19 protein-coding genes are annotated in these 20,729 nt (G+C 63.6%); 1 reads left to right on the top strand and 18 read right to left on the bottom strand.

Translation table 11 applies throughout. The features are described 5' to 3' along the window. Positions 1 to 133: 133 nt before the first annotated feature. From LOY42_RS01250 to LOY42_RS01190, 13 genes are all read right to left on the bottom strand, one after another. Positions 134 to 1,081 (bottom strand): sigma 54-interacting transcriptional regulator, encoded by a 948-nt coding sequence (locus tag LOY42_RS01250; protein ID WP_139674362.1) that lies wholly within the window; start codon positions 1,079 to 1,081, stop codon positions 134 to 136. Positions 1,082 to 1,144: 63 nt separating this feature from the next. Continuing rightward, on the bottom strand, positions 1,145 to 1,726 hold the full coding sequence (locus LOY42_RS01245; RefSeq protein WP_258599701.1) for an alpha/beta hydrolase: 582 nt from the start codon (positions 1,724 to 1,726) through the stop codon (positions 1,145 to 1,147). A gap of 192 nt (positions 1,727 to 1,918) precedes the next feature. Further along, positions 1,919 to 2,320, bottom strand: a complete 402-nt coding sequence (locus LOY42_RS01240) for a biopolymer transporter ExbD (protein ID WP_028688526.1) — start codon at positions 2,318 to 2,320, stop codon at positions 1,919 to 1,921. Between the two features lies 1 nt (position 2,321). Further along, positions 2,322 to 3,044, bottom strand: a complete 723-nt coding sequence (locus LOY42_RS01235; protein ID WP_038707008.1) for a MotA/TolQ/ExbB proton channel family protein — start codon at positions 3,042 to 3,044, stop codon at positions 2,322 to 2,324. A gap of 30 nt (positions 3,045 to 3,074) precedes the next feature. Further along, on the bottom strand, positions 3,075 to 3,869 hold the full coding sequence (locus tag LOY42_RS01230; protein ID WP_258599700.1) for an energy transducer TonB: 795 nt from the start codon (positions 3,867 to 3,869) through the stop codon (positions 3,075 to 3,077). A gap of 391 nt (positions 3,870 to 4,260) precedes the next feature. Next, positions 4,261 to 5,250, bottom strand: a complete 990-nt coding sequence (locus LOY42_RS01225) for a sulfate/molybdate ABC transporter ATP-binding protein (protein ID WP_008093195.1) — start codon at positions 5,248 to 5,250, stop codon at positions 4,261 to 4,263. Positions 5,251 to 5,253: 3 nt separating this feature from the next. Next, positions 5,254 to 6,126 (bottom strand): sulfate ABC transporter permease subunit CysW, encoded by an 873-nt coding sequence (cysW, locus tag LOY42_RS01220; RefSeq protein WP_258599699.1) that lies wholly within the window; start codon positions 6,124 to 6,126, stop codon positions 5,254 to 5,256. Positions 6,127 to 6,139: 13 nt separating this feature from the next. Next, positions 6,140 to 6,958: a sulfate ABC transporter permease subunit CysT gene (cysT, locus tag LOY42_RS01215; RefSeq protein ID WP_023629656.1), complete on the bottom strand. Its 819-nt coding sequence runs from the start codon at positions 6,956 to 6,958 to the stop codon at positions 6,140 to 6,142. Positions 6,959 to 7,157: 199 nt separating this feature from the next. Continuing rightward, complete coding sequence (locus LOY42_RS01210; RefSeq protein WP_102684754.1) at positions 7,158 to 8,165, bottom strand: sulfate ABC transporter substrate-binding protein; 1,008 nt, start codon at positions 8,163 to 8,165, stop codon at positions 7,158 to 7,160. Between the two features lie 47 nt (positions 8,166 to 8,212). Further along, positions 8,213 to 8,395: a sulfur starvation response protein OscA gene (gene oscA / locus LOY42_RS01205; protein ID WP_003258557.1), complete on the bottom strand. Its 183-nt coding sequence runs from the start codon at positions 8,393 to 8,395 to the stop codon at positions 8,213 to 8,215. 233 nt (positions 8,396 to 8,628) lie between these two features. Continuing rightward, entirely contained in the window at positions 8,629 to 11,682 is a 3,054-nt protein-coding gene (locus tag LOY42_RS01200) for an efflux RND transporter permease subunit (RefSeq protein ID WP_139674369.1), read from the bottom strand. Beyond that, positions 11,679 to 12,746: an efflux RND transporter periplasmic adaptor subunit gene (locus tag LOY42_RS01195; RefSeq protein WP_258599698.1), complete on the bottom strand. Its 1,068-nt coding sequence runs from the start codon at positions 12,744 to 12,746 to the stop codon at positions 11,679 to 11,681. The genes LOY42_RS01200 and LOY42_RS01195 overlap by 4 nt, the downstream gene beginning before the upstream one ends. Beyond that, positions 12,743 to 13,831 (bottom strand): efflux RND transporter periplasmic adaptor subunit, encoded by a 1,089-nt coding sequence (locus LOY42_RS01190; RefSeq protein ID WP_139674372.1) that lies wholly within the window; start codon positions 13,829 to 13,831, stop codon positions 12,743 to 12,745. Before LOY42_RS01190 ends, LOY42_RS01195 begins: the two co-directional genes overlap by 4 nt. 139 nt (positions 13,832 to 13,970) lie before the next feature. On the opposite strand from LOY42_RS01190, the gene LOY42_RS01185 reads away from it, so the two are divergent. After that, positions 13,971 to 15,137: an AAA family ATPase gene (locus LOY42_RS01185; protein ID WP_110697190.1), complete on the top strand. Its 1,167-nt coding sequence runs from the start codon at positions 13,971 to 13,973 to the stop codon at positions 15,135 to 15,137. A gap of 63 nt (positions 15,138 to 15,200) precedes the next feature. On the opposite strand, the gene LOY42_RS01180 is transcribed toward LOY42_RS01185, so the two are convergent. The 5 genes from LOY42_RS01180 to LOY42_RS01160 all read right to left on the bottom strand — a co-directional run bounded on the left by LOY42_RS01180 (position 15,201) and on the right by LOY42_RS01160 (position 20,561). Beyond that, positions 15,201 to 16,094: an ABC transporter permease subunit gene (locus tag LOY42_RS01180; protein ID WP_038707013.1), complete on the bottom strand. Its 894-nt coding sequence runs from the start codon at positions 16,092 to 16,094 to the stop codon at positions 15,201 to 15,203. After that, complete coding sequence (locus LOY42_RS01175) at positions 16,091 to 17,011, bottom strand: ABC transporter permease subunit (protein WP_023630467.1); 921 nt, start codon at positions 17,009 to 17,011, stop codon at positions 16,091 to 16,093. Before LOY42_RS01175 ends, LOY42_RS01180 begins: the two co-directional genes overlap by 4 nt. Next, positions 17,008 to 18,150, bottom strand: a complete 1,143-nt coding sequence (potA, locus tag LOY42_RS01170; RefSeq protein WP_046853740.1) for a polyamine ABC transporter ATP-binding protein — start codon at positions 18,148 to 18,150, stop codon at positions 17,008 to 17,010. Before potA ends, LOY42_RS01175 begins: the two co-directional genes overlap by 4 nt. A gap of 57 nt (positions 18,151 to 18,207) precedes the next feature. Continuing rightward, complete coding sequence (locus tag LOY42_RS01165) at positions 18,208 to 19,302, bottom strand: polyamine ABC transporter substrate-binding protein (protein WP_258599697.1); 1,095 nt, start codon at positions 19,300 to 19,302, stop codon at positions 18,208 to 18,210. A gap of 161 nt (positions 19,303 to 19,463) precedes the next feature. Next, the gene (locus LOY42_RS01160; protein WP_139674374.1) at positions 19,464 to 20,561 is read right to left on the bottom strand and encodes a polyamine ABC transporter substrate-binding protein; all 1,098 of its coding nucleotides are present in this window, start codon (positions 20,559 to 20,561) and stop codon (positions 19,464 to 19,466) included. Positions 20,562 to 20,729 lie beyond the last annotated feature (168 nt).

The raw sequence follows: 20,729 nt of genomic DNA, 5'->3' as shown, positions 1-20,729 counted from the left end.
CCCATCCGTTCGGGTGGGCGTGCAGTGGACAATACCGAGATTTTTTATTCCGGAACAATATCTTTTGATTAGCTGCTTATGCCAAAAACAAATGGCCATCACGCCCTTTGCTTATGAACGGCGGCACACTGCTCTACGGCGAGCTTTTCCCCAGTCGTGCCAGCGCCGCGCCGAGCAGATCGCGCAGTTCGGCCAAGGTATCCGCCTCTCGACTGCCGCCTAGCTGCATGAGCTGGCGGGCCAGGCTGGCGAGGGGAGCGGTATCGGGCAGGTCGAGATGCGCGGGGAGGATTTCCTCGCCATCGCTGACCAGCAGGGCGAAGTGAATGACGTTCTCCAGCTCGCGGGTATTGCCCGGCCAAGCATGCGCTTCGAGCGCCTGCTGGGCGGCCTCGCTGATGAGGGGAACCGGCCGATCCAGGCGCACGCTGTAGATCCCCACGAAGTACTCGGCCAACGGCAGGATATCGCCGACCCGATCACGCAGCGCCGGCAACTCCAGCTCACCTTCGTGCAGGTAATGGTAGAGCCGCTCGTTGAAACGCCCCGCGCGCACTGCCAGCGCCAGGTCGATGCTGGACGCGGCCACCAGCCGCACATCGACCGCCTGCGGTTGCGTGGCGCCGACCCGGATCACCTCGCGATTCTCCAGGGCGGCCAACAGCTTGCCCTGGATCGCCAGGGGCAGGTCGGCGATCTCGTCCAGATACAACGTGCCGCCATTGGCCGAACCGAACCATCCGGCGCGACTGCTGGCAGTACCGCCCTGGCTACCGGCGCTGTAGCCGAACAGCTCGGCATCGGCATAGGTCGGGCTGATGGCCGCGCAGTTGACCGATACGAACAGCCCGCCTCGATCACTGGCGCGATGAATCTGCCGGGCCAGCAGCTCCTTGCCGGTGCCGGTCTCGCCGCGGATCAGCACCGGCAACGGTTGTGGAGCCAGCCGCTCCAGGGCCTGGCGCAGCGCCTGGGAGCGCGGATCGACGAACACCAGCGCCTTGGCGCGGATGCTCAGTGGGCTCTTGTCCAGTTCGGGGAAGGTCAGCAGCGGCTGACCGAATGGTGTGTGAAATGTCATGGAATACTCCCGCCCCGGCCGCAAGCGGTCGAGGGATTCAGCTCAGTCGATGAAACCTGTGGATCAGGCGCTGCGCAGGGCGCGCTGGTCGACACGGGCCTGCAGCCGGTAGAGATAGGCAAAGCCTTGCTCCCACCGCAGGTGCCCGGACTTGACGTTGATATGCCCGGCGTTGGCCAACAGCCCGGCTTCGGCGCCCCAGGCCTGCGCCAGGTACAACGCGCGCGGCACGCTCACCGCCGGGTCGTTGTCGGAGCTGACCACTTGGCTGGGAAACGGCAGGGCCTGCAGGGGAATCGGCGCGAAATTGCGCAGGGCCGGCGCGCAATTCGGCCGCTCGACATCCGCCGGTGCCACCAGCAGCGCGCCGCGCACCCTTTGCTGCAGATCAGGGCTGGCCTGGGCGGCCCAATGCGCGACCGTGATGCAGCCGAGGCTGTGGGCGATGAGAATCACCGGCGAGCGCTCGGCGGCAATCGCTTGCTCCAGCGCCTGTACCCAATCGCGCCGTTGTGGCGTGAGCCAGTCGCTCTGCTCGACCCGGGCACTATTGGGCAGGCTGCGCTGCCAGTGACTTTGCCAATGGTTGTCTGGCGATCCTTGCCAGCCCGGCACAATCAGGTAACGAATCGACTCATTGCGCATGGGGACGCCTCCGGAAGTTTGCGTGCTTGGGTGCAAGTATAGGGAGGCGGTTATATTCGTAAAGGAATAAGAAGCTATTTATTAATAACCAAAATATCCATATGGAAGAGGCTGGCTTCGCGAATAAAAAAAGGGCCATCCCCTGCCAAGGAAAATGGCCCCTAAGCACTTGCCTGAAGAAGGTATCGCCGGTCAGCGCGCGGTGATCACCGCCAGCTTGCTGATCCCGGCACGCTCGATCGCCGCCATTGCGCGGGCGACCTCGCCGTAGTTCACACCATCGTCGGCCTGCAGCTGCACACGCAGCTCGGCGTCCTTGTCCTTGGCAGCCTTGAGGTTGGTCTCCAGCAGGTCGGGCTGGATCTCGTCCTTGTTGATGAACAGCTTGCCGCTGCCGTCGATGCTCACTACCAGCGGGTCCTTCTGCTCCACCGGGGCCACGGCCTCGGTCTTGGGCAGGTTGATAGGGATGGCGTTGGTCAGCAACGGCGCGGTGACGATGAACACCACCAACAGCACCAGCATGACGTCCACCAACGGCGTGACGTTGATTTCACTCAACACTTCATCGCTGTCCTGGGTCGAGAAGGCCATGTCAGGACGCCTCCTTCACAGGTTGGGTGAAGCCGGTGTGCTGGCGCTGTACCGCCGGGTGCACCAGTACGCGGAACGCACTCTTCTGCGCCAGGCTGTAGAAGTCGTGGGCGAAGTCGTCGAGGTCGGCGGCGGTCAGCTTGAGGCGACGGAGGAAGTAGTTGTAGACCAGCACCGCCGGCACCGCGACGGCGATACCCACGCCGGTGGCCACCAACGCCGCGCCGATGGGCCCGGCCACGGTCTCCAGGCTCGCCGAACCCGCCGCGCTGATGCCCTTGAGCGCCTCCATGATGCCCCACACCGTGCCGAACAGGCCGATGAAGGGCGAAGTGCTGCCGATACTGGCCACCACCGCCAGGCCGGTTTCCAGCGAACGACGCTCACGGACGATCTGCTGGCGCAGGGCTCGCTCCAGGCGGTCCTGGTGGTTGATGGCCTGGCTCAAATCGTTAGCGTGACCAGGCTCGCCAACCGCGATCGCCGCAAAGCCCGCCTGGGCGACACGGGCAGCCGGGCCTGGCAGATCGTGGGCCGGCTCGGCGGCGGAGTCGAGGCTGGACGCGGCCCAGAACTGCTGGTGGAAGCGCTTGTCCTGGTTCTTCAGGCGCACGAACTGCACGACCTTGACCAGGGCCAGCGCCCAGGTGGCGACGGAGAAGCCGACCAGCAGCCAGATGACCGCGCCTTCAACGGATTCGAGGGGGGATGCCAACAAGCTCATGATGAAGTCCTTCCTGTGTGCGCTCGCAAGTTAACGAAGCTTGAAATCGATCGGTACGCTGACCCAACCCACCTGGGCCACCTCGCCCTGCTTGGCCGGGACGAAGCTCCAGCGTTTCACCGCCGCCAGCGCGGCGGCGTCCAGGGCGTCGCGACCACTGCTTTTCTGGATCTGGATCTGCCCTGGCTTGCCACTGGGCAGCACCTCGACGCGCAGCAGCACGGTGCCCTCCCAGCCACGGCGCTGGGCCATCTGCGGATATTCCGGCGCCGGGTTCTTGAGGTACGCGGCGTTGGCCGAGGCTGGCGTCACCGGGGCCGGGGCGGGTGGCGCAGACGGAGCCGGCGCGGCCACGGGCGTCGGCGTGGGTGGCGGCGCTTCGACCGGTTTCGGCTGCGGTTTTGGCTGTGGCTTGGCCACAGGCTTGGGCACGACTTTCGGCTTGGGCTTTGGCTTGGCAGCCAACTCGTCGAGCACCGGCGGTGGCGGTTCGACCACAGGCGCTGCCGGGGCTGGCGGCGGCGGCTCGACGACCGGCGGCGCGGGCGCGGCGAACTCGATGGTCATGGGCGGAATCTGCGGCGGCACGATGGGCAACGCCGGGGTCGGTGCCTGGTTGATCCAGTAGGCGACGGCACCGTGCAGGGCCAGCACCAGCAGCACCAACGCCAGCTTGTCGCGTCGTTTGAGGCCGCTCAGCGGCGTGCGTTGCAGGCGTAACTGACCAAGCGGCAGGCGTAGCGTGCGTCCGAGCTCGACCAGGTCGCCCGATGCCGGGTGCCATGGCTGCTCAAAGGCCCTGACGGCCGTCTGGACATTACCCATTGCTAGAAACTCCTGGGGTGTTGATTCAGGTGTGTGGCTGAATCATCGGGCCTAGGGGCTTAGCTCATAAAGAAATGTTTAAACGTAAAATTAGACCTAAATGGAATAATTATTTCGATGGTCTGTCCACAACCCGCGTCTTTCGCGGCCTGCCGCAGAACAGCTTGCGAACGATGCCTTATCAGCATGCAAAATATTCGCTCAAGGCATCAATCCGCTGCGAGGGCTTTGCCCTCGATCGCTGGCAAGCCAGCTCCCACAGGTCATTGCAGCAGACCCTGTACTGTGGGAGCCGGCTTGCCGGCGATGGGCTGCAGCGCAGCCCCGACTATCCGCCAGCACATAAAAAAACCCGGGACCATGCCCGGGCTTTTCCTTTCATGCCTGCAGCTCAGATATCCGCCACCTTCTGCCACACCTTTGGCCGGAAGAACAACGTCTCCCCGCGCGCCAACCCGGTCAGGCTGTCGTGATCCTTGACCACCTCGGCCTCGATCAGCTCGCTTTGCCCTTCCACCTTCAAGGTGACCCGGGTGGTCGCGCCCAACGGGCGGATATCGCGGACCTCGGCGGCATGGTGGCCTTCGGTCTCATGGCGCGACAGCGACACCTCGTGCGGGCGGAACAGCACATGGTGGCCTTCGCTGAGCGCCAGGCGGTTGGAGTCACCAAGGAAGTGGTAGACAAAGTCGTTGGCCGGCTTTTCGTACACCTCGCCGGGCGAACCGATCTGCTCGATCACGCCCTTGTTCATCACCACGATGCGGTCGGCGACTTCCATGGCCTCTTCCTGGTCGTGGGTAACGAATACCGAGGTCAGGTTGATGTCCTCGTGCAGCCGCGCCAGCCAGCGGCGCAGCTCCTTGCGCACCTTGGCATCCAGCGCCCCGAACGGCTCGTCGAGCAACAGCACCTTGGGCTCCACCGCCAGGGCACGAGCCAGGGCGATACGCTGGCGCTGGCCACCGGACAACTGCTCGGGGTAGCGATCTGACAACCAGTCGAGCTGCACCATGTTCAGCAGCTCGTGGACCTTCTCGGCGATCTTGCTCTCGCTCGGGCGCTCGCCCTTGGGTTTCATGCGCAGCCCGAAGGCGACGTTGTCAAACACGCTCATATGGCGGAACAGCGCGTAGTGCTGGAACACGAAGCCGACGTTGCGATCACGCACGTCGTGCCCGGACACGTCTTCACCATGGAACACGATGCTGCCGTCATCCGGGGTTTCCAGGCCGGCGATAATGCGCAGCAGAGTGGTCTTGCCGCAGCCCGACGGGCCAAGCAGGGCAACCAGCTCGCCGCTGTGGATGTCCAGGTTGATGTTGTCCAGGGCCTGGAAGCTGTTGAAGCGCTTGCTGACGTTACGAACTTCGATCGACATGAATCATTCCTCCGCGGCGCTGTGGCGCAGGCGGTTAATACGGTTCTCGCTCCACTGCTTGAGCAGCAGGATGAAGAGCGCCAGGATCAGCAGCAGGCTGGCCACGCTGAAGGCCGCGACATGGTTGTACTCGTTGTAGAGGATCTCCACGTGCAGCGGCAAGGTGTTGGTGACGCCACGGATATGCCCGGACACCACCGACACCGCGCCGAACTCGCCCATGGCCCGGGCGGTGCACAGCACCACGCCGTAGATCAGGCCCCACTTGATGTTCGGTAGCGTGACGTGCCAGAACATCTGCCAGCCGTTGGCGCCGAGCAGGCGCGCGGCCTCCTCTTCCTGGGTACCCTGCTCCTGCATCAGCGGGATCAGTTCACGGGCGACAAACGGCACGGTGACGAAGATGGTCGCCAGGACGATGCCCGGCAGGGCGAAGACGATCTGGATGTCGTGGTCCTGCAGCCACGGACCGAACAGGCCCTGGGCGCCGAACATCAGCACGTAGACCAGGCCGGCGATCACCGGTGACACCGAGAACGGCAGGTCGATCAGGGTCACCAGGATACTTTTGCCACGGAAGCTGTACTTGCTCACGCACCAGGCGGCGCTGACCCCGAACAGCAGGTTCAGCGGCACCGAAATGGCCACCGCCAGCAGGGTCAGTTTGAGCGCAGACAACGCATCGGCCTCGAAGATCGCCTCGAAGAAGGTGCCGAAGCCGTTTTTCAGGGCCTGAGACACAACGATCACCAGCGGCAAGGCCAGGAACAGCGCAAAGACGATCCAGGCCAGGGAGATCAGCACGCGGCGCGAAGTGGCACTGCCACGCCGGGCGGCGTTGGCGGCGGCGGTTGCGCCAAGGGTTGATGAAGACATAAGCGGGCCTCCTTCAAGGGGTTTCGATGCGCCGCTGCAGCAAGTTGATCAGCAGCAGCAGGATGAAGGAAACCACCAGCATCAATACGCCGATGGCAGTGGCGCCGGTGTAGTCGTACTGGTCGAGCTTGACCATGATCAGCAACGGCAGGATCTCGGTCTTCATCGGCATGTTGCCGGCGATGAAGATCACCGAGCCATACTCGCCAACGCCACGGGCGAAGGCCAGGGCGAAGCCGGTCAGCCAGGCAGGCAGCAACGCCGGGGCCAGTACATGGCGGAACACCTGCAAAGGTTTCGCGCCCAGGCAGGCAGCGGCCTCTTCCACCTCACGCGGGATGTCAGCCAGCACTGGCTGCACCGTGCGTACCACGAACGGCAGGGTGACGAACGTCAGCGCCAGGGTAATGCCCAGTGGGGTGTAGGCGATCTTGAAACCAAGATCCGTGGCGAACTGGCCGACCCAGCCCGCAGGGGCGTACAAGGCGGTCAAGGCGATGCCGGCCACGGCGGTGGGCAGGGCGAACGGCAGGTCGATCATCGCATCGATGACCTTGCGCCCGGGGAAGGTGTAGCGCACCAGCACCCAGGCCAGCAGGGTGCCGATCACGCCATTGATGATGGCTGCGAACAGGGCGGTACCGAAACTCAGCTTCAGCGCGGCGATGACCCGCGGCGCGCTGACGATGTTCCAGAACTGCTCCCAGGTGAGCTGCGAGGCATGGATGAACATGGCCGCCAGCGGTATCAGCACGATCAGGCTGAGGTACACCAAGGTGTAGCCCAGTGTCAGCCCGAAGCCGGGTATGACGGGGGAAATGCGACGTGACATAAAGGTCCCTGGTTGAACGCACGAAGCCCGGGAGTCATCCCGGGCCGGTGCAGGCTACTGGAGGGTTTTGTTTGTGGGGCTGCTGCGCAGCCCTTTCGCTGGCAAGCCAGCTCCCACAGTGGCGGTGCATTCCCGCTTCCTGTGGGAGCCGGCTTGCCGGCGAAAGGGGCGCGAAGCGGCCCCGCTTGTTCATTGCCGATCACTGTGCCTGATAAATCTGGTCGAACACACCGCCATCGTTGAAGAACTTCGGCTGCGCAGTCTTCCAGCCACCGAAGTCCTTGTCGATGGTCACCAGGTCCAGTTTCGGGAACTGCTTGCCGAATTCGGCGGCAACCTTCGCGTCACGCGGACGGTAGAAGTTTTGTGCAGCGATCTTCTGGCCAGCCGGGCTGTACAGATGCTTGAGATACTCTTCGGCGATCTTCTCGTTGCCCTTCTTCTCGGCGTTCTTGTCGACCACCGCCACCGGTGGCTCGGCCAGGATTGACAGCGAAGGCACGACAATCTCGAACTTGTCGGCGCCACCGTCTTCCTTTAGCGCCAGGAAGGCTTCGTTTTCCCACGCCAGCAGCACATCGCCCTGCCCGTTGTTAACAAAGGTGATGGTCGAGCCGCGGGCGCCGGTATCGAGCACCGGCACGTGCTTGAACAGCTCCTGCACGTAGGCCTTGGCCTTGTCTTCGCTGCCGCCGGTCTTCAGGCCATAGGCCCAGGCGGCGAGGAAGTTCCAGCGGGCGCCGCCGGAGGTCTTTGGATTGGGCGTGATCACCGAGACGTCTTTCTTGATCAGGTCGCCCCAGTCCTTGATGCCTTTCGGGTTGCCCTTGCGTACCAGGAACACGATGGTCGAGGTGTACGGCGTGCTGGCGTCCGGCAGGCGCTTCTGCCAGTCCTCCGGCAGGGTCTTGCCAAGCTTGGCGATCTCGTCGATATCGCCGGCCAGGGCCAGGGTCACCACGTCGGCGCGCAGGCCGTCGATGACCGCGCGGCCCTGCTTGCCCGAACCGCCGTGGGACTGCTGGATCTTCACCTTGTCGCCGGGGTTGGCGGCTTGCCAATGCTTGATGAACTCGGCGTTGTACTGCTGGTACAACTCGCGGGTCGGGTCATAGGACACGTTCAGCAATTCGTAGTCCTTGGCGATCGCGGAACCGGCAAAAACGGCACTGGCCAGGGCGGCAAGCGCATAACGGCGGATGGACATGGTGAAGCTCCCGATTGGCATTTTTCTAGTTTTGAAGGGGTGCGGTGTCAGCCGGTCTTGTTACCGGGCTGCTGCAGGCGGAACTTCTCCTTGCGTTCGATCTGCACCACCTGGGCGTTGTGCACGGTGATCTCCACCGCGCCAAAGCGCAGGTCGCGCAGGGCACTCTGGATTTCACGCAGAATGGTGGCTTCGTCCTGACCGTCGATGCTGCGCAGAGATGCACTCATGCTCGTTCTCCTGTGAGTAAGGGAGCCGGGCAGAGGTTTTGAAGGGGATTTGCGCCTGGCTTGAGGGCAATACTAGTGAGGCGCGGATATTCTTAAAAATACTGTTTAAGAATGTTTATATAACCATTAGCGCGAACACTGAACCCTGTGGGAGCTGGCTTGCCAGCGATAGCGTCGTCAGCCTCACCGACGCTATCGCTGGCAAGCCAGCTCCCACAGGGTGCGCGTGGTTCTCAGGAAGTCTTTTCCGGCTCGCGGATCTTGTACCAGGCCACGTACAGCGCCGGCAGGAACAACAGCGTCAGCAGCGTTGCGCTGATGATGCCGCCGATCATGGCGTAGGCCATCGGCCCCCAGAACACTTCCCGGGCAATCGGGATCATGCCCAGGCTCGCCGCCGCCGCCGTCAGCAGGATCGGCCGGCGGCGGTGGTTGGTCGCCTCCACCACCGCGTCCCAGGGGGTGTAGCCCTGCTCCTCGAATTCGTCGATCTGGGTCACCAGGATCACCGAGTTGCGGATGATGATCCCGGCCAGGGCGAGGATGCCGAGGATCGCCACGAAGCCCATGGGCGTGCCCGTGGGTACCAGGGCCAGGACCACGCCGATCAGACCCAGCGGCGCGACGCTGACCACCAGGAACAGCTTCTGCACGCTGTGCAGCTGGATCATCAGGAAGGTCGCCATGAGGAACAGCATCAGCGGGATAACGTCGGCGATCGGCCCCTGGGCCTTGCTGCTCTCCTCCACCGTACCGCCGGTGGCCACGCCGTAGCCGGGCGGCAGCTTGCCGGCGAACTCGTCGATCTTCGGCTTGAGCTGCGCCACCAGGTTGGTCGGCTGGATATCGCCGACCACCGAGGCCTTGATGGTGATGGTCGGCTTGCGGTCGCGCCGCCACACCAATGGCTGCTCCAGCTCGTAGCGCACGGTGGCGAACGCCAGCAGGGGAATCGACACACCGCTGGGACTTACGATCTGCAGGTTCTGCAGGGTGTCGGGCGAGCCCCGCTCGCTGTCCTCGGCGCGGGCAATGACGTCGACCAGATAGATGTTGTCGTTGACCTGGGTGACCGGCACACCACTGACGATGCTGTTCATCACATTGGCCACGTCTTCGGACGACAGCCCCAGCTGGCGTGCCTTGTCCTGGGCGATCTCGATGCGCAGCACCTTACCGGGCTCGTTCCAGTCGTACATCATGTCGCCGATATGTTCGTTGCCATCGAGCACCGTGGCCAGTTCGATGGCATAGCGGCGCACCTGGTCGATGTCCTTGCCGCTGACCCGGTACTGGATCGGCCGGCCCACCGGCGGGCCCATCTCCAGCGACTGCACGTTGCTGCCGATGCCGACGAAGTCCTCGCGCAGCAGTTTCTGCAGGCGCTCGATCATGCCTTGGCGCTCTTCGAAGCCCTTGCTGACGATCACCAGCTGGGCGTAATAGGGATTCTGCAGTTGCTGGTCGAGGGGCAGGTAGAAGCGGATCGCGCCCTGGCCGATGTAAGTGCTCCAGCGCACCAGGTCGGGGTCGTCCTTGATCTTCGCCTCCAGGCGATCCACCACCTTGCGCGTTTCCTCGATCGAGGCGTTCTGCGGCAGGTCGAGATCGACCAGGATCTCCGGGCGGTCCGAGGATGGGAAGAACTGGTTCTGCACGAAGCGCATGCCCACCACCGACAGTGCGAACAGCACGATGGTGCCGATCACCGTCACCCAGCGGTGGCGCATGCACCACAGCAGGCCATGTTCGAATGCCCGGCCCACTCGCCCGGGTTCGGCCTCGTGGGGCTTGAGCTTTTCGCTGCTGAGGATATGCACCCCCAGCACCGGGGCGAAGAACACTGCCACCACCCACGACACCAGCAGCGCCACGGCGATCACCGCGAACAAGGTATAGGTATATTCACCGGCCGAGCTGGCATTGAGGCCGATCGGCACGAAACCGGCCACGGTCACCAGGGTTCCGGTAAGCATGGGGAAGGCCGTCGAGGTGTAGGCGAAGGTCGCCGCCTGCTCTTTCGTCTCGCCCATTTCCAGGCGCGTGACCATCACCTCCACGGTGATCATCGCGTCATCAACCAGCAGGCCCAGGGCAATGATCAGCGCACCCAGCGAGATCCGCTGCATGGTGATATCGCTGTACTCCATGAACACGAACACCATGGCCAGCACCAGCGGGATCGAGCAGGCCACCACCAGCCCGGCACGCACGCCCAGGCTGACGAAGCTCACCACCAGCACGATCACCACGGCTTCGAACAACGCACTGGTGAAGCCGCCAACCGCCTGCTTGACCACTACCGCCTGGTCGGACACGGTGTGCACGCCGACCCCGACCGGCAGTTCGCTGACGATGCTGTCCATCTTCTTCTTCAGCGCAGCGCCAAACACCTCGATGTTGCCGCCGGCCTTCATGCCGATGGCCAGGCCGATGGCCGGCTGGCCGTTGTAGCGGAAGATCGGCGACGGTGGGTCGACATAGCCACGCTCGATGTCGGCGATATCGGCCAGGCGGAAGAAGCGGTCGTTGATGCGCAGGTTGACCGTCTCCAGGTCCTTCTCCGAGGCGAACTGCCCGGTGGTGCGCACCGAAATCCGCTCGGGGCCGGCTTCGATCACCCCCGCCGGGGTCACCGCGTTCTGCGATTTCAGCGCCTCCATGACCTGCCGCTGGTCGATGCCCAGGGCTGCCAGCTTGCGGGTGGAGAAGTTCAGGTAGAGCACTTCATCCTGGGTGCCGATCAGCTCGATCTTGCCGATGTTGTGCACCTCGCGCACCTCCGCGCGGGCCTGCTCCACATAGTCGCGCAGCTGACGCAGGTTCAGGCCATCGGAGGTGAAAGCGTAGATCGAGCCGAACACGTCGCCGAACTCGTCGTTGAAGCCCGGGCCCTGTACGCCCTGGGGGAACTGGCCGCGGATGTCCTGGATCTTCTTGCGCACCTGGTACCAGATGTCCGGAATGTCCTTGGCCTTGGTGGTGTCGCGCAGGTACACGTAGACCGTCGATTCACCGGGGCGGGTATAACTTTTCACGTAGTCGAGCGAATCGAGCTCCTCGAGTTTCTTTTCGATCCGGTCGGTGATCTGGTACAGCGTCTCGTCCTGGGTCGCGCCGGGCCAGCGGGTCTGGATCACCATGGTCTTGATGGTGAAGGACGGATCCTCCTCTCGACCCAGGTTGAAGTAGGAAAAAATCCCCATCAGCAGGCCGACGAACATCAGGTACCAGACGAAGGACTGGTGCTTGAGCGCCCATTCGGAGAGGTTGAAGCTTCCTTTCATCGTGCGTCCTCGTCGAAGATGACCTTCTGGCCAGGCTTGAGGCTGTTCACGCCGGCGGTGACGACGCGCTCGCCGGGTTGCACACCGGAGGACAGGATGATGCTGTCAGGGCCACGTTCCGCCAGGGTGACGTCACGGGTGGCCACGGTCTTGCCCTGCGGGTCGACCACCCAGACCTGGGTCTTGCCATCGCGCTCGAGCAACGCGGAACGCGGCAACTGGCTGCGCGGCGTCAGCGCCGAGGTCAGGGTGACGCTGATCGCTGTCCCCAGGTGGAAAGCCTCCGGGGTGCTGGCCAGGGTCAGGCGGGCGCGGCGGGTACGGGTGGTGGTATCTGCCTGGGGCTCCAGCTCGCGCAAGGTGGCAGTAGTGTTGATGCTGGTGTCGAGCTGCGAGGCGACGGTGAAGGTGAGGTCGCGGCTCAGTTGTTCGGCCAAGGCTATCGGCAGGTCGATCACCGCTTCCTTCACGTCCGGGCGCGCCAGGGTGACTACGGCCTGGCCGGCGCTGACAGTCTGCCCGGCCTCGGCCTGCCAGGCCGTGATCACCGCGGCATGGTCGCTACGCAGGGTGCTGTAGTCGAGCTGGTCGCGGGCCTGGCTGACTGCCGAACGCGCCTGCGCCAGCGACGCGCCGGTAGTCTTCAGGTTGGTCTGGGCGATGTCCAGCTGGGCTTGGGCGCCGACGCCGCGGTCATACAGTTGTTGCTGGCGACGGGCATCGGCCTGGGCATTGATCCACTGCGCCTGCACCCGCGCAAGGTCGCCTTCGGCGGCACGCAGCTGGTTCTGCTGGTCGGTCGGATCGAGGGTAGCCAAGGTATCGCCGGGCTTGACCTGGGCCCCGACATCCAGCCAGCGCCGGGCGATACGGCCAGACACGCGGAAGCCCAAGGTGCTCTCGAAGCGCGCCTGGATATTGCCGGCAAAGCGCCCAAGCTGCGCTTGCACCTGGGGTTCGACCACGGTCGACAACACCGGTCGCACGGGTTCGGGCTGGACTTCCTCGCCACCACAGGCAACCAGCAACAGGCAGGCAGACACTATCGGCAGCAACGGCCTCATGGCGCGACTCCCCCGTTTCTGGCATCGATCTTCTCGACCTGAATACCTGGGTTCAACAGCTGGCCACCACTGACCACCACTATCTCACCGGCCTCCAGACCCGCGCTGATCACCACTTTTCCGGTCAGGTAGCGCGCCACCTGGACCTTGCGCAGTTGCGCCTTGTCACCCTCGCCAACCACCCACACGGCGGGCTCGTTCAGCGCCTTGGTCAGGGCTGACCAGGGCAGCTCGACGCTCGGTTTGCCATGGGCACTGGCCGACGCCGTCACCGGCGCACCCAGAGCCATGCCCTTGGGCACGTCGCGCAGGGCAACCTTGACCTGCACCGTGCCGCTTTGCGCAGAGACCGTCGGGGTGATCTCGCGCACGTGGCCTTGGGCGGTGATGGCGGGGTTGTCGATCAGGCTGACCGTCACGCCCTTGTCACCGCTGGGTGCCACCAGCAGCGATTCATAGACATTGAACACCGCGTCACGGTCGCCATCGACCGCCAGGCTGAAGATCGGCATGGTCGCCTGCACCACTTGGCCGACTTCGGCCTGGCGCGCAGTAATCACGCCGTCGGCCTCGGACACCAATGCCGTGTAGCTCAGTTGCTCGTTGGCGTTGGCCAGTTGCGCCTGGGCGGCCTTGAGCGCGCTCTGGCTGCTGCGCAACGCGGCTTCAGCGGAGTCGTATTCGCTCTGGCTGGTGTAGCCCTTGGGCAGGAGTTTCTGCTGGCGCACGAACGCGGCGCTGGTCTGGGTAACCCGGGCCTGTTCGGCGAACACCTCGGCCTTGGCCGAATCGACGTTGTTCTGCAGGTCCTTGGGGTCCAGGCGCGCCAATACCTGATTGGCCTTCACGTGGTCACCGACATCGACGCTGCGCGCAATGATCTTGCCGCCCACGCGGAACGACAAGTCGGTCTGCACCCGCGCCTGCACGTCACCGGTCAGGGTGACCCGGGCGGCAAAGTCGGTGGGCTGCACCTGCTGCACCGCGACCCGGGGCAGCACCTGGCCGACCTCCTCCTTGCCACATCCTGAAAGCAGGGACAGCAACCCTAGGCAAACGACCAGCGGCACACGCTCTAGCGTCATGCAGGCTCCTTGCTTCTCTCAGGTGAAAGGGATGCGTTTGAAAGCGTAGATCAGGGATCGACAAACGGCATCGGCCAGGGTTCAACAAAGCGAGGCGGTATCGGCGATACTGCGTTCCGACCGCTCAAGGATGCCGCCTATGCTCACCACCCTGGCCATTGCCAACTACCGCTCGATCAACCAGCTGGTGCTGCCGCTGGGCCGGCTGAACGTGATTACCGGTGCCAATGGCAGTGGCAAGTCCAACCTGTACAAGGCCTTGCGCCTGCTGGCCGAGACCGCGCGCGGCGGCGTGGTCAACGCGCTGGCTGCCGAGGGCGGGCTGGAATCGACCTTCTGGGCAGGCCCCGAGAAGCTCACCCGGCGCATGCTCAACGGCGAGGTGCCAGTGGAAGGCGGGCCACGCCAGCAAGCCCGGCGCCTGAAAATGGGCTTTGCCGGCGAAGACTTCGGATACGCGATCAGCCTCGGTCTGCCCGAACCCAGCCGGTCGAAGTTCGCTCTGGACCCGCAGATCAAGCAGGAGACGATCTGGGCCGGCCCCCTGTGCCGACCCGCCAGCCAACTGGTGCAGCGCCATGCGGGGATGGTCAAGGCCCGCGACGGGCGCCAATGGCAGGTGCTGCACCAGCACATGACCGAATTCGACAGCCTGTTCGACCAGGTCGGCAGTCTCCAGGGCTCCCCCGAGGTGCCGCATCTGCGCGAGCAGATCCGCAGCTGGCGCTTCTACGACCATTTCCGTACCGATGCCGAGGCGCCCGCCCGACAATCGCGGCTGGGGACGCGCACGCCGGTGCTGCATCACGATGGCCGCGACCTCGCCGCCGCCCTGCAGACCATCGACGAGATCGGCGACCTGCAGGCCCTGCAGGATGCAGTGAGCGACGCGTTTCCCGGCGCCCGGCTTGCGGTCGACGCCCAGCCCGGCGGTCTGTTCGCCCTGCGTTTCCACCAGGCCGGGCTGTTGCGGCCGCTGAGCGCTGCCGAGCTGTCCGACGGGACCTTGCGCTACCTGTTGCTGGTGGCTGCCCTGCTCACACCGCGCCCACCGAGCATGATGGTGCTCAACGAGCCGGAGACCAGCCTGCACCCGGACTTGTTGCCGGCGCTGGCGCGCCTGATCCGCCGCACGGCGCGCGAATGTCAGGTATGGGTGGTGTCGCACGCGCCGAGGCTGGTGGCGGCCCTGGAAGAGGATGCCGACTGTAACTCGATCCACCTGGAGAAGACCTTGGGGCAGACCGGTATCGTCGGGCAAGGCATGCTGGATGAACCGGCCTGGAACTGGCCGGACCAGGGCTGAAAAGACCGCGGGGCAAGGCGCATCGGCACACCGCCGATGCGACTTGCCCCGCGATGCGTTGGCTCAGGCCTGCGCGGCGGCCTGGGCCGGACGACGTACCTGCGGCTGCGAGACGTTCGCCGCGGCGCCCTCTTCGATGGCCTGCTGGATCGCCCGACGACGACGCTCCTCGGCCTGGCGGCTGAAGTACCAGACCATGAAAGTCACCAGCGACACCGACAGCAGGATCAGGCTGGCCACGGCGTTGATCTCCGGCTTCACGCCCAGGCGCACGGCCGAGAACACTTCCATCGGCAGGGTGGTCGAGCCAGGGCCGGAGACGAAGCTGGCCAGCACCAGGTCATCCAGCGACAGGGCGAACGACATCATGCCGCCCGCCGCCAGCGACGGTGCGATCATCGGGATGGTGATCAGGAAGAACACCTTCCACGGCTTGGCGCCCAGGTCCATGGCCGCCTCCTCGATGGACAGGTCCAACTCGCGCAGGCGCGCCGACACCACCACCGCCACGTAGGCTGCGCAGAACGTGGTGTGGGCGATCCAGATGGTGACGATGCCGCGCTCCTGCGGCCAGCCGATCATCTGCGCCATGGCCACGAACAGCAGCAACAGCGACAGACCGGTGATCACCTCGGGCATCACCAGTGGCGCGGTGACCAGGCCACCGAACAGGGTGCGGCCCTTGAAGCGGGTGACCCGGGTCAGCACGAAGGCCGCCAGGGTGCCCAGCGCCACCGCGGCGACCGCCGTGTAGCAGGCGATCTCCAGCGAGCGCATCACCGAACCCATCAGCTGGGTGTTGTCGAGCAGGCCGACGTACCACTTCACCGACCAGCCGCCCCATACCGTTACCAGCTTGGAGGCGTTGAACGAGTAGATCACCAGGATCAGCATCGGCAGGTAGATGAACAGCAAGCCGAGCACCAGCATCAGCTTGGAGAAACTGAAGCGTTTCATGCGCGGCCCTCCATCTCTTTGGCCTGGCTGCGGTTGAACAGCAGGATCGGTACGATCAGGATCGCCAGCATCACTACCGCCAGCGCGGATGCCACCGGCCAGTCACGGTTATTGAAGAACTCTTGCCACAGCACTTTACCGATCATCAGGGTTTCCGGGCCGCCGAGCAGTTCAGGAATCACGAACTCGCCGACCACCGGAATGAACACCAGCATGCAGCCGGCGATGATGCCGTTCTTCGACAGCGGCACGGTGATCTTCCAGAAGCTGTTGAAGGTGCTCGAGCCAAGGTCGGATGCAGCTTCCAGCAGGCTTTCGTCGTGCTTCACCAGGTTGGCGTACAGCGGCAGGATCATGAACGGCAGGTACGAATAGACCACGCCGATATACACCGCCAGGTTGGTGTTGAGGATCTGCAGCGGTTGGTCGATCAGCCCCAGCCACAGCAGGAAGCTGTTGAGCAGGCCGTTGTTGCTGAGAATGCCCATCCAGGCGTAGACGCGGATCAGGATCGCAGTCCAGGTCGGCATCATGATCAGCAGCAGCAGGACGGTCTGCGACTCTTTCCTGGCCTTGGAGATGGCATAGGCCATCGGGTAGCCGATCAGCAGGCAGAGCAAGGTACTGAAGAAGGCCACCTTGAGCGAGCCGAGGTAGGCCGCGATGTACAGCTCGTCCTCGGTCAGCAGGCCATAGTTGGCCAGGTTCAGCACCAGCTGGACCTTGCCTTCCAGGTAGGTGTAGATCTCGGTGTACGGCGGGATGGCCACATCGGCTTCGGCAAAGCTGATCTTCAGGACAATGAAGAACGGCAGCATGAAGAACAGGAACAGCCAGATGAACGGCACGCCGATCACCAGGTGCCGCCCCTCCGGGACAAGGCGCTGGAATGCTCGCTTGAGCTTGCGGATTTTCATGACCGCAGTACCACGCCGCTGTCGTCTTCCCACCACACGTAGACTTCGTCGTCCCAGGTCGGGCGGGTGCCCTGGCGCTCGGCGTTGGCGACGAACGACTGGACGATCTTGCCGCTGGGCAGCTCGACGTAGAAGACCGAGTGGCCGCCGAGGTAGGCGATGTCGTGGACCTTGCCGCGCGACCAGTTGTGCTCGCAGGTAGGCTGCTCGGTGGTGACCAGCAGCTTTTCCGGCCGCAGGGCGTAGGTGATGTGCTTGTCCTCGACCGAAGTGGTTACACCGTGGCCGACGTAGATCTTGCGCTCCAGCTCCGGGCTGGCGATGACCGCATGGCCTTCGGCATCGTCGACCACTTCGCCTTCAAACAGGTTGACGTTGCCGATGAACTCGCAGACCAGGCGGCTGGTCGGGGTTTCATAGATATCGATCGGGCTGCCGATCTGGGCGATCCAGCCCAGGTGCATGATGGCGATGCGCTGGGCCATGGTCATGGCCTCTTCCTGGTCGTGGGTCACCATCACGCAGGTCACGCCCACGCGCTCGATGATCTCCACCAGCTCCAGTTGCATCTGCGAGCGCAGTTTCTTGTCCAGCGCGCCCATCGGCTCATCGAGCAGCAGCAACTTGGGGCGCTTGGCCAGCGAGCGTGCCAAAGCGACGCGCTGGCGCTGGCCACCGGAGAGCTGGTGCGGCTTGCGCTTGGCGTACTGGGTCATGTGCACCAGCTTGAGCATCTCGGCCACGCGGGCGTCGATCTCGGCCTTGGGCATCTTGTCCTGCTGCAGGCCGAAGGCGATGTTCTGCGCCACGGTCATGTGCGGGAACAGCGCGTAGGACTGGAACATCATGTTGATCGGCCGCTCGTAGGGCGGCATGTCGGTGATGTCGACGCCATCGAGGAAGATCCGCCCTTCGGTCGGACGCTCGAAACCGGCCAGCATGCGCAGCAAGGTGGACTTGCCGGAACCGGAGCCGCCCAGCAGGGCGAAGATCTCGCCTTTGCGGATTTCCAGGGACACATCGTCCACGGCTACCGTTTCGTCGAACTTTTTCGTGACCCGGTCGATCTTGACCAGCACCTGCTTGGGTTGCTGGCCACCCTCGAGGGCTTTCTTATAGGCACCGGAGGCAACTGCCATGAGTGAAACTCCCAACAAGATTTGTGTGCCCGCCGCTGCGCTGGCGGGCCTGGATTGTTACTTGCCCGACTTGACCTTGGTCCAGCTGCGGGTCATCAAACGTTGCACCTTGGGTGGCAACTCGGCGTTGACGAACATCTTGTCCAGCACTTCCTGCGGTGGGTAAACCGCGGCGTCAGTCCTCACGGCCTGGTCCATCAGGTCGCCAGCCTTGGGGTTCGGGTTGGCGTAACCGACGTAATCACTGACCTGGGCGATAACCTCAGGTTTCAGCAAATAGTTGATGAAGGCTTGGGCCTCCTTGACGTTGCTGGCGTCCTTGGGAATCGCCAGCACATCGAACCAGAGGTTGCCGCCTTCCTTGGGGATGGCGTAGGCCAGCTTCACGCCCTTCTTCGCCTCTTCAGCGCGGGCCTTGGCCTGGAACACGTCGCCGGAGAAACCGGCGGCCACGCAGATGTCGCCGTTGGCGAGATCGGTGATGTATTTCGAAGAATGGAAGTAAGTCACGTAGGGACGCACGGCCAGCAGTTTCTTCTCTGCATCGGCGTAGTCCTTGGGGTTGCTGCTGTTGGGGTCGCGGCCCATGTAGTTGAGCACCGCCGGCAGCATCTCGTCGGCGGAGTCGAGGAAGGCCACGCCGCACTTGCTGAGTTTCTTCATGTTCTCAGGCTCGAACAGCACCGCCCAGGAATCGATCTTGTCGGTGCCCAGCGCCGCCTTGACCTTCTCGACGTTGTAGCCGATGCCATTGGTGCCCCACAGGTAGGGGACGGCGTACTGGTTGCCCGGATCGTTCTTCTCCAGGCGCTTCATCAGCGCCGGGTCGAGGTTCGCATAGTTGGGCAGCAGGTCGCGGTCAAGCTTCTGGAACGCGCCCGCCTTGATCTGCTTGCCGAGGAAATGGTTGGACGGCACGACCACGTCATAACCGGTGCGACCGGCCAGCAGCTTGCCTTCCAGCGTCTCGTTGCTGTCGAAGACGTCGTATTTGGGCTCGATCCCGGTTTCCTTCTGGAAATCGGCGAGCGTGGTGGGGCCGACATAGTCGGACCAGTTGTAGATGTGCACCGTGGGCGCCGCTTGGACGCTGCAAGCCAGCGTCAGACCCGCTCCGGCCATCAAGGCCTGGCGAAAAACAGAAATAGACAAGTGGGTGGTCCTCACAATCAGTGCCTTTGCGGGCAGTAAACCTCGGCCGCACACGCAAAACCGGCGCGCAACTTACCTTCACGGCGTGGATGCCGCAAACTTATTTGCCTTTACTGGCCTCTGGGCCGGAAAAGCCCGGCCCAGAGGTTGCCGCATCGGGCTTACTTGCCCGACTTGATCTTGGTCCAGCTGCGGGTGATCTCGCGCTGGGCGGTCTTATCTGGCGCCTTGATCGCGTAGAGCTGCGCTTTCACTTCCTCGGAAGGGTAGATCGCCGGATCGCTGGTAATGTCCTTGTCCACGAACTCGGTGGCAGCCTTGTTACCGTTCGGGAAACGCACGGCGTTGGTAATACCGGCCATGACTTTAGGCTGTAGCAGGTATTCCATGAACTTGTAGGCGGCGTCGACGTTCTCGGCATCTTTCGGAATCGCGACCATGTCGTAGAAGGTGCCGGCACCTTCCTTCGGAATGACATAGCTCAGCTTGACCTTGTCGCCGGCCTCGTGGGCACGGGCCTTGGACTGCTCCAGGTCACCCGAGTAACCCACGGCCACGCAGATGTTGCCGTTGGCCAGGTCCGAGATGTACTTGGAAGAGTGGAAGTAGGTGATCGAAGGGCGGATTTTCAGGAACAGGTCCTCGGCCGCCTTCAGGTCTTCCTTCTTGGTGCTGTCGCTCGGTTTGCCCAGGTAGTGCAGCGCGGCCGGGATCATCTCTGTCGGCGCATCGAGGAAACTCACGCCGCAGCTCTTGAGCTTGGCGATGTTCTCTGGCTTGAACACCACGTCCCACGAGTCGATCTTGTCGATGCCCAGCGCGGCCTTGACCTTCTCCGGGTTGTAGCCGATGCCGATGGAGCCCCACATGTAGGGGAAGGCGAACTTGTTGCCCGGGTCGCTGGCATCGCCGACCGCCTTGAGCAGGGCCGGGTCGAGGTTTTTCCAGCTCGGCAGCTTGGAGCGGTCCAGCTCCTGGTAGACGCCGGCCTTGATCTGCTTGGCCAGGAAGTTGTTGGACGGCACGACGATGTCGTAACCCGACTTGCCCGCCAGCAGCTTGGCTTCAAGGGTCTCGTTGCTGTCGAAGACGTCGTAGACGACCTTGATGCCGGTCTCTTTCTCGAAGTTGGCCACGGTGTCCGGGGCGATATAGTCCGACCAGTTGTAGACGTGCAGCACCTTGTCGTCAGCCTGAACAGCGGTGGCCATGGCACCCATCAGGGCGGCGGCCAGCAGCGTCTTGCCCAATTTCTTCATGCGTAATGCTCCAGAATTTATTATCAAGCCATCTGTTCAGCAGCCAGGTCCCACGGGTCACGCGCTGGGCGACTGAAACAGCCGTTAGTCTGGCAAGTTACAAGGCGCTGTTTCAACAAAAGCAGCGCCTGTAACGGACTTAATGTCACCTCGCCAGCCTAGCAGACC

It is taken from the genome of Pseudomonas sp. B21-023, assembly GCF_024749165.1.
Lineage (GTDB): Bacteria > Pseudomonadota > Gammaproteobacteria > Pseudomonadales > Pseudomonadaceae > Aquipseudomonas.
The sequence above is the reverse complement of the archived record's forward strand: the minus strand, read 5'-3'. Positions and strand labels throughout refer to the sequence as shown.